5 protein-coding genes are annotated in these 7,577 nt (G+C 59.0%); 2 read left to right on the top strand and 3 right to left on the bottom strand.

Annotation, left to right across the window (positions count from 1 at the left end):
- Window positions 1–239: 239 nt before the first annotated feature.
- Together aceK and JOZ06_RS17535 are read right to left on the bottom strand one after the other, a co-directional pair.
- Window positions 240–2,003 carry a bifunctional isocitrate dehydrogenase kinase/phosphatase gene (gene aceK / locus JOZ06_RS17540; RefSeq protein ID WP_293234784.1) on the bottom strand — a complete coding sequence of 588 codons (1,764 nt, stop codon included), beginning with the start codon at window positions 2,001–2,003 and terminating at the stop codon, window positions 240–242.
- 39 nt (window positions 2,004–2,042) lie between these two features.
- Entirely contained in the window at window positions 2,043–2,690 is a 648-nt protein-coding gene (locus tag JOZ06_RS17535; protein WP_293234782.1) for a pseudouridine synthase, read from the bottom strand.
- Window positions 2,691–2,917: 227 nt separating this feature from the next.
- Between JOZ06_RS17535 and icd the strand changes: the two genes are divergently transcribed.
- Window positions 2,918–4,165 (top strand): NADP-dependent isocitrate dehydrogenase, encoded by a 1,248-nt coding sequence (icd, locus tag JOZ06_RS17530; protein WP_293234780.1) that lies wholly within the window; start codon window positions 2,918–2,920, stop codon window positions 4,163–4,165.
- Between the two features lie 276 nt (window positions 4,166–4,441).
- A complete protein-coding gene (locus JOZ06_RS17525) occupies window positions 4,442–5,341 on the top strand; it encodes a LysR substrate-binding domain-containing protein (RefSeq protein ID WP_293234778.1) in 900 nt (299 codons plus the stop codon).
- Window positions 5,342–5,400: 59 nt separating this feature from the next.
- Here the strand turns inward: JOZ06_RS17525 and JOZ06_RS17520 are convergent, their stop codons facing one another.
- Window positions 5,401–7,542 (bottom strand): lysine decarboxylase LdcC, encoded by a 2,142-nt coding sequence (locus JOZ06_RS17520; RefSeq protein ID WP_293234776.1) that lies wholly within the window; start codon window positions 7,540–7,542, stop codon window positions 5,401–5,403.
- Window positions 7,543–7,577: the final 35 nt, after the last annotated feature.

Genomic DNA, 7,577 nt, shown 5'->3' with positions numbered 1-7,577 from the left:
GCGTGGTGCGCCCTGCCGACATGCAGGCGGTATGGGGCGAGCAGGCGGAGGAAGGCATCAAGTAGGCATCTAGGGACCCTCTGAACCCGTTATTTACCGCTGCGGCGACCCCTGGCGGGATGGGATGCGCGGCGCGGAGCGCAGTGGATGATCATTCCAACCACCAGCCGCGCAACAAAGCAGACCGACCGCCAGGCGCCGCCCCGAATACAGGGGCAAATAACTTGTTCAGAGGGTCCTTAGTTCTCTCCACGTGACGGATAGCGGTTGACGAAGCGCATCGACTCCGGATAGGGATAGAAGTCCTCGATGTTGCCTTCGCGCACCCGGCGTTGCTTCTCCTGCCAGAAAACCGGATCGAGCAGCTCGCGGTGATGGCGCAGAAAGATCTGGCGTACCGCCGGGTCGGCCAGCAGGAAGGTGCTGAACTCCTCCGGGAAGACGTCGTTGCGCGCGACCGGGTACCAGACCTCGCCGGACATTTCCATCTCCGGCGTCGGCGCCGGCGGGATCTGACGGAACTGGCAGTCGGTCATGTACTCGATTTCGTCGTAGTCGTAGAAAATCACTCTGCCATATCTAGTAACGCCAAAATTCTTGAACAGCATGTCCCCTGGAAAAATATTGGCGGTCGCCAGCTCCTTGATGGCGTTGCCGTATTCGATGATCGCCAGCTCGCGCTCCTCCGCCGTCGCGGTCTGCAGATAGAGGTTGAGCGGCTTCATGCGCCGCTCGATGTAGAGATGGTGAATGATGATCGTGTGTTCGCTTTCCTCGATCATCGACGGCGCCAGACTGCGCAATTCCGCCAATAGCTCCTCGGTAAAGCGCTTTTTAGGAAAGGCCACGTTGGAAAACTCCAACGTGTCGGCCATGCGCCCGACGCGGTCGTGCCGCTTCACCAGCCAGTACTTGGCCCGCACCGTATTGCGGTCGAGCTCCTTGGTGGCGCCGAAGACGTCTTTGATCAGCTTGAACACATAAGGGAAGGAAGGCAGGGTAAACACCAGCATCACCAAGCCGCGGATGCCGGGGGCAATGGTGAACAGATCGTTGGAATGCTGCAAATGCTGGATGAAGTCGCGATAGAAGATATTCTTGCCCTGCTTCTGCAAGCCGATCATCGTGTAGAGCTCCGCCTTGCTTTTGGTCGGCAACATGCTGCGCAAGAACTGCACGTAGGCCGACGGCACGTCCATATCGACCAGGAAATGGGCGTGGCTGAAGGAAAACAGCACGCCGATGCGCCAGGGTTCAAGCAGGATCGTGTCGAGGTACAGCTTGCCGGCAGCGTCGTGCAGCACGGGCACCGCGAACGGGTAGGACGCATAGCCGTTGATGACCTTGCCGAACAGATAGGCGGTCTTGTTGCGATAAAACGCCGAGGACAGCACCTGAATCTGCAGATTGGCCTCGCGTCGCGGCACGCGGCCTTCCAGATACTGGTTGACCGCGCGCAGCACCCGGGTCAGATCGCGGCGCAGATTGGCGAACGGCCTCGTCCAGCCGAAATCGGCAACGACCTGCCGCAACGTCGGCTGTAGACCTTGGCTCGCCGGATAATAGCTGCGGTACGCCGGCGGCGTCGCCTCGATGTACTCGGTGGAGATCGCCGGACGCAGGAAAATGAAATCGTTGTTGAAGTAGTCCCGGTGCAAAATACGGGTGAACACCGAGTTGAAGAAGGTTTCCGCCAACTCCGGCCGTTTATGGTTACACAAGAGGCCGATGAAATACAGCTTGGCCTGTTGCCAGATTTCGTTGTCGAGCAGCTCGGCGTGGAAATCACGGTGCAACAACGCCACCGTTTCGCGCACACGCTGATCGTAGAACTGGATCCGGTCGCGGATCGTCTTCTGGATGCCTTGCCAGTCCGCCTCGTCGAAACGCGTTTTGGCGCTTTGCGAGCATTCGCGAAACAAGCGATAGTGCTTGTCGAAGCCGTCGATCATTGCCTGCGCAATGTCGCGCGCCACCGGATTGTAAGACTCGGGAATTTGCATCGTTCACCCCCGGGCGGCACGCGGCGCGACGGGTGCCAGTCACCCGCGGCGTTCGCCCCCACCCCTGCCGTGTCGGGCCGGACGTCGTGTTGCGCCGGCCGGTTTGTTAATGCCAACAGCATGCTTTACCCGCGGCAAATCTTCAAGACTGATCTGCAACCGGCGCATCTCGCCCGGTGCCAGACCATCCAGACGCCAAGGGCCGATGGCGACGCGTACGAGCCTTAGCGTCGGCAGACCGACCTTGGCGGTCATGCGCCGCACTTGACGATTCTTACCCTCGCTGATGGTCAACGAAATCCAACTGTCAGGCACGCTTTTGCGCACTCGGATCGGTGGCATCCGTGGCCAGATCGCCGGGGGATCCAGCCGCGCGCACTCGGCCGGGCGCGTGACGAAGTCGCCTAAGTCGACGCCACTTTGCAATTGCGTCAACTGCGCGTCGCTCGGCGTGCCCTCGACCTGCACCCAATAGGTTTTGGGCAGCTTCCAGCGCGGGTCGCTGATGCGGTGCTGCAATGTCCCGTCATTGGTCAGCAGCAGCAGGCCTTCACTGTCGGTATCCAGCCGGCCGGCCGGGTAGAATCCCGGCTCTTGAACGTAATCCTTGAGCGTGCGATGCAGTTCATGTTGAGAAAACTGGCAGATGACGCCGTAGGGCTTGTTCAGCAGGATCAGTTCAGGCATGGGTCTGGCGGATGCGAATGAATTACACGATAATATCAAGGATAAGGAGAGACGGTACAACAATAAGCTATGGTCTGAAATCCGGCTTCTCCGGCGCGGTTTTGCGGCCGTTTCCTCACGAACCCGCAAGCGATCCGCGCGCTACTTCGGACACCTCGAACGCCCGGCCCAACAGGCGGGGACGCATTTCCTGGTAGCCATCAGCACCCACAAACAATGGAGAAGGCATGAGCGTCCAATCCCTCATCAAAGTGCCCGCCGGCGGGCAAAAAATCGTCCCGGGGCAATCGATTCCGAATAATCCGATCATTCCGTTCATCGAAGGCGATGGCATCGGCGTCGACATCACGCCGGTCATGATCAAGGTTATCGATGCCGCGGTCGAAAAGGCCTACGGCGGCAAGCGTAAGATTCACTGGATGGAGGTCTATGCCGGCGAAAAGTCGACCCGACTGTACGGCCCGGATGAATGGCTGCCGGCCGAAACCTTCGCCGCACTCAAAGAATACGCAGTATCGATCAAGGGTCCGATGACCACGCCGGTCGGCGGCGGCATCCGCTCATTGAACGTCGCGCTGCGCCAAGAACTGGATCTGTACCAATGCGTGCGCCCGGTTCGCTACTTCAAGGGCGTGCCGAGCCCGCTCAAGCAGCCTGAGCTCACCGACATGGTGATCTTCCGTGAAAACACCGAGGACATTTATGCCGGTATCGAATGGCAAGCCGAGTCCGATAGCGCCAAAAAGCTGATCGCGTTCCTGCAACAGGAAATGGGCGTGAAGAAGATCCGCTTCCCGGAAACCTCCGGCATCGGCATCAAGCCGGTATCGCGCCAAGGCACCGAGCGCCTGGTGCGCGCCGCCATCCGCTACGCCATCGACAACGACCGCAAGAGCGTGACCTTCGTGCACAAGGGCAACATCATGAAGTTCACCGAAGGGGGCTTCCGCGACTGGGCCTACGCGCTGGCAAAGAGCGAATTCGGTGCGGAACCGGTGGACGGCGGACCGTGGTGCAAGTTCAAAAATCCGAAAACCGGCCGCGAGATCATCGTCAAAGACGCGATCGCCGACGCCTTCCTGCAGCAAATCCTGCTGCGCCCGGCGGAATATGACGTCATCGCGACGCTGAACCTCAACGGCGACTACATCTCCGACGCGCTGGCCGCGCAAGTGGGCGGCATTGGCATCGCCCCGGGCGCAAACATCTCCGATCAGTACGCGGTGTTCGAAGCCACCCACGGCACGGCGCCGAAATACGCCGGCCAGGATAAGGTCAACCCGGGTTCGCTGATTTTGTCGGCCGAAATGATGCTGCGCCACCTAGGCTGGGTGGAAGCCGCCGATCTCGTGATCAAGGGCATGGAACGCGCCATTGCCGACAAGCAGGTGACCTACGATTTCGCCCGCTTGATGGACGGCGCCACCGAAGTCAGCTGCTCGGCATTCGGCGAGGCGATGATCGCGCGCATGTAACATGCAAACCGCTTGTCCAAGCCCGCGCCTCTTGGCGCGGGCTTTTTTACGTCCCGCCGTCTCGCAAACGTCATGCACCAACAGCATTATCTACATGAAAATGTTATAATTCGGCAAAAACCCATATCGGACGCATGTTTCCCCGCCGCCAGCCAGACAACTACCCCCGGCATAGCGCGTCCTCCCGAAGTGGCCGGTCCATGACAGGATCGCGACTGGTATCTTCGCCCGTTTCACGTATGTTGAAACAGAACGCTTTCATACCGCCGGAATGCTATGAACATCACGATTAGACAATTGCGCGCCTTGCTGGCCGTCGCACAGGAAGGTTCCATCGCCAATGCTTCGGAAAAATTGTTCCTGACCCGTCCCGCCGTCTCGCAAACGCTGCAGGAACTGGAACGCCAGTTTGGCCGCAAGCTGTTTCACCGCGTTAGCAATCGACTGATTCTCAACTCGGAGGGCAAGCAGATCCTGCCCTATATCGACGAGCTGATTCAGCGCATCAATCAACTGGAAAACTTTTTCAGCGGCGAGTTCGAAAACTACAAAAACATCAAGATCGGCGCCACCAAAACCATCGGTAACTATCTGCTGCCGGGCATTCTGCGCCAATTCCATCTGGACCACGGCGCCGGCTATCCGACGCTCTTCATCGGCAGCACCGGCGACCTGTGCGCCAGACTGCAAACCACGGAGCTCGATGTCGCCATCATGGAAAAGGACGTGCAGGATGTGACGTTGATCAAGCGGCCCTGGCTATCGGACGAGATGATCGTCATCGCGCCGGCGGATTCGACGCTCGGCGCGGATGGGCAGCTGGACATCGCCGATCTGGATAAGCAGCTGTGGATCGCGCGCGAGCCAGGCTCCGGCAGCCGCGAGCAATTCGACTTCCATATCGGGCGCCGGCTCAAGCATCCGCGCATCGCCATGGAGATCAACGCCACCGAGGGCATCATCAACAGCGTGATCAACGGCATCGGACTCGCCTTTGTCTCCCACGCCGCCGTCACGCAAGCCGTCGCTCAGGGTTTGGTGCGCGCGCTGCCGATGCGCGAGCGCTTTCACCGCGAATTCTGCATCGCCACCTACAGCGAGAAATATGTCGGCACGGAACTGCAGGGGTTGCTGGACTATCTGGAGGAATACAAAAATAAACAGGACGCCGCCTAGGGGCTGGCTACTGGACAAAAAAAATCTCCCGCCGCAGCGGGAGATTTTTTTCACGCGCCTTAGCGACGCTTGATGACCTTGACCTTGTAGCGGCCGTCTTCTTGCTTGTAGGCACCATGGATATCGGTGTCGAAGCCCGGGTAGTGCTTGCCCACTTCGATCAGCATCAGCAGGAAGTCGAGCACCGCCACGCTGTCCTCGGTGATCACTTCGCCCGGCAGGACGAGCGGCACCCCCGGCGGATACGGCAGGATCATGTTGGCGTTCACCTGGCCTACCAGCTCCTCGACGTACACTTCTTCGGTTTCGTTCTGCAGCACGCGTTGGAAAGCCTGATGCGGCGTCATTTCCTGTTGCGGCAGCACTTCGAAGGCGTGGTACATCATTTCCGGCAGGTTGAACTTGCGCATCAGCTTGTGGATGCCTTGCGCCAGATCCTGGATGCGCATTTCCTCGTAGAACGCCGGGTTTTCCTCGTACAAGCTCGGCAACATGACCTTGACCTTCAGGTTCAGGTCATAGCCGCGCTTGAATTCGGTCAGCGTGCGCAACAGCTTCAGCGACTTGGACTTGTCGATACCGATCGAGAACAGGAACAGCAGGTTGTACGGACCGGTCTTTTCCACCACGATGCCGTGATCATCCAGATACTTGGACACGATGGTGGCCGGGATGCCGGTGTCTTCCAGCGTGCCTTGCTTGCTCATGCCCGGGGTCAGGACGGTGACCTTGATCGGGTCGAGGTACATATGGTCGGCATCGATGTTCTTGAAGCCATGCCAACCGTCGGTCGGCTTGAGCGGCCAGCAATCCGGACCGTCGATCTCGTCCGGTTGCCATACGTCGAAGAACCAACCCTTGCTTTCGTTGCGCAGCTTCTTCACTTCCTTGCGGAAGTTCAACGCGCGTTCGACCGAGTTTTCGATCAGGCGGCGACCGGTGTTGCCCTTCATCATCGCGGCGGCGACTTCGGTCGACGCGACGATGCCGTATTGCGGCGAGGTCGACGTGTGCATCATGAACGATTCGTTGAACGTTTCATGGTCCACTTCGCCCTTGATGTGAATCATCGAGGCTTGCGAGAAGGCGGCCAAGAGCTTATGGGTCGACTGGGTTTCGTAGACGACCTTGCCCGGCACGGTATCGCCGCTCATGCCGTACTTACCCTTGTACATCGGGTGGAAGTTGGTGTAGGGCACCCAGGCGCTGTCGAAATGCATGTGCTTGACGTCGAGGGTCTTCTTGATCCACTCGGTGTTGTACAGCAGACCGTCGTACGTGCTGTTGGTGACCACCGCGTAGGTCGGCCACGTGGCGTTCGGGGTTCCGGCGATCTTCTCTTCGATCACTTCGCGGGTGAACTCGCTCTTCGGAATGCCGCCGAGGATGCCATAGGCGTTACGCGTCGGGCGGAAGTAAATCGGCGTCACGTTGCTCATCATCATCAGATGGGTAAGCGACTTGTGGCAGTTGCGGTCGACCAGGATCGTGCTGCCCGCCGGCGCGGCAAACATGCCGACGATCTTGTTGGCGGTCGAGGTGCCATTGGTAACGATGTAGCTATTGGTCGCGTTGAAGACCTTGGCGATATACTCCTCGGCTTCCTGATGCGGGCCGGAGTGGTCCAGCAGGGAACCCAGTTCCGGCATGGAAACCGATACGTCGGCCTTGAACACGTTCGGGCCGTAGAAATCGTAGAACACGCTGCCAACCGGACTCTTCAGGAAGGCGGAGCCGCCCAGGTGCCCCGGGGTACAGAACGTGTACTTGTTGGCTTCGACGTACTTGAACAGCGCCTTGGTGAACGGCGGGACGATATCGTCGACATAGGCGGCGATGCCCTGCTCGATCGTCACGAAAATATCGTCGGACTGATCCAGGTGGTATTCGAAGAAATTCAGATTCAGACGCAGCTCGGTCAGCGAGACGTCCAGAACGGTGTTCTGGTTGGCAAAGCCGAACAGCGGCAGCTTCTCATTCAGATTGCTGATTTCACTGCACAGCGCCAGGCCGAAATCGTCCCAGTCGAACAGCACGGCGGCGATGCGCGGGTTTTGCTCGATCAGCTTGAGCGCGTCGCACTTGCTGTCCGGATACACCACTTCATAGCCGGCCTCAGCCATGACGGCGTGCAATTCCTGAATCGGCTCGACTTTGAACTGCGGTGCATCATTACTGGTCAGAATCAGAATGGTTTTCATACATGAGTCCCTTTCTTGGGGTTTACAGCCCCCGG

Source organism: Paludibacterium sp. (assembly GCF_019232825.1).
In the GTDB taxonomy this organism is placed as follows: Bacteria; Pseudomonadota; Gammaproteobacteria; order Burkholderiales; family Chromobacteriaceae; genus Paludibacterium.
Note: the sequence above shows the minus strand (reverse complement) of the source record. Positions and strands in the feature narration are given on the sequence as shown.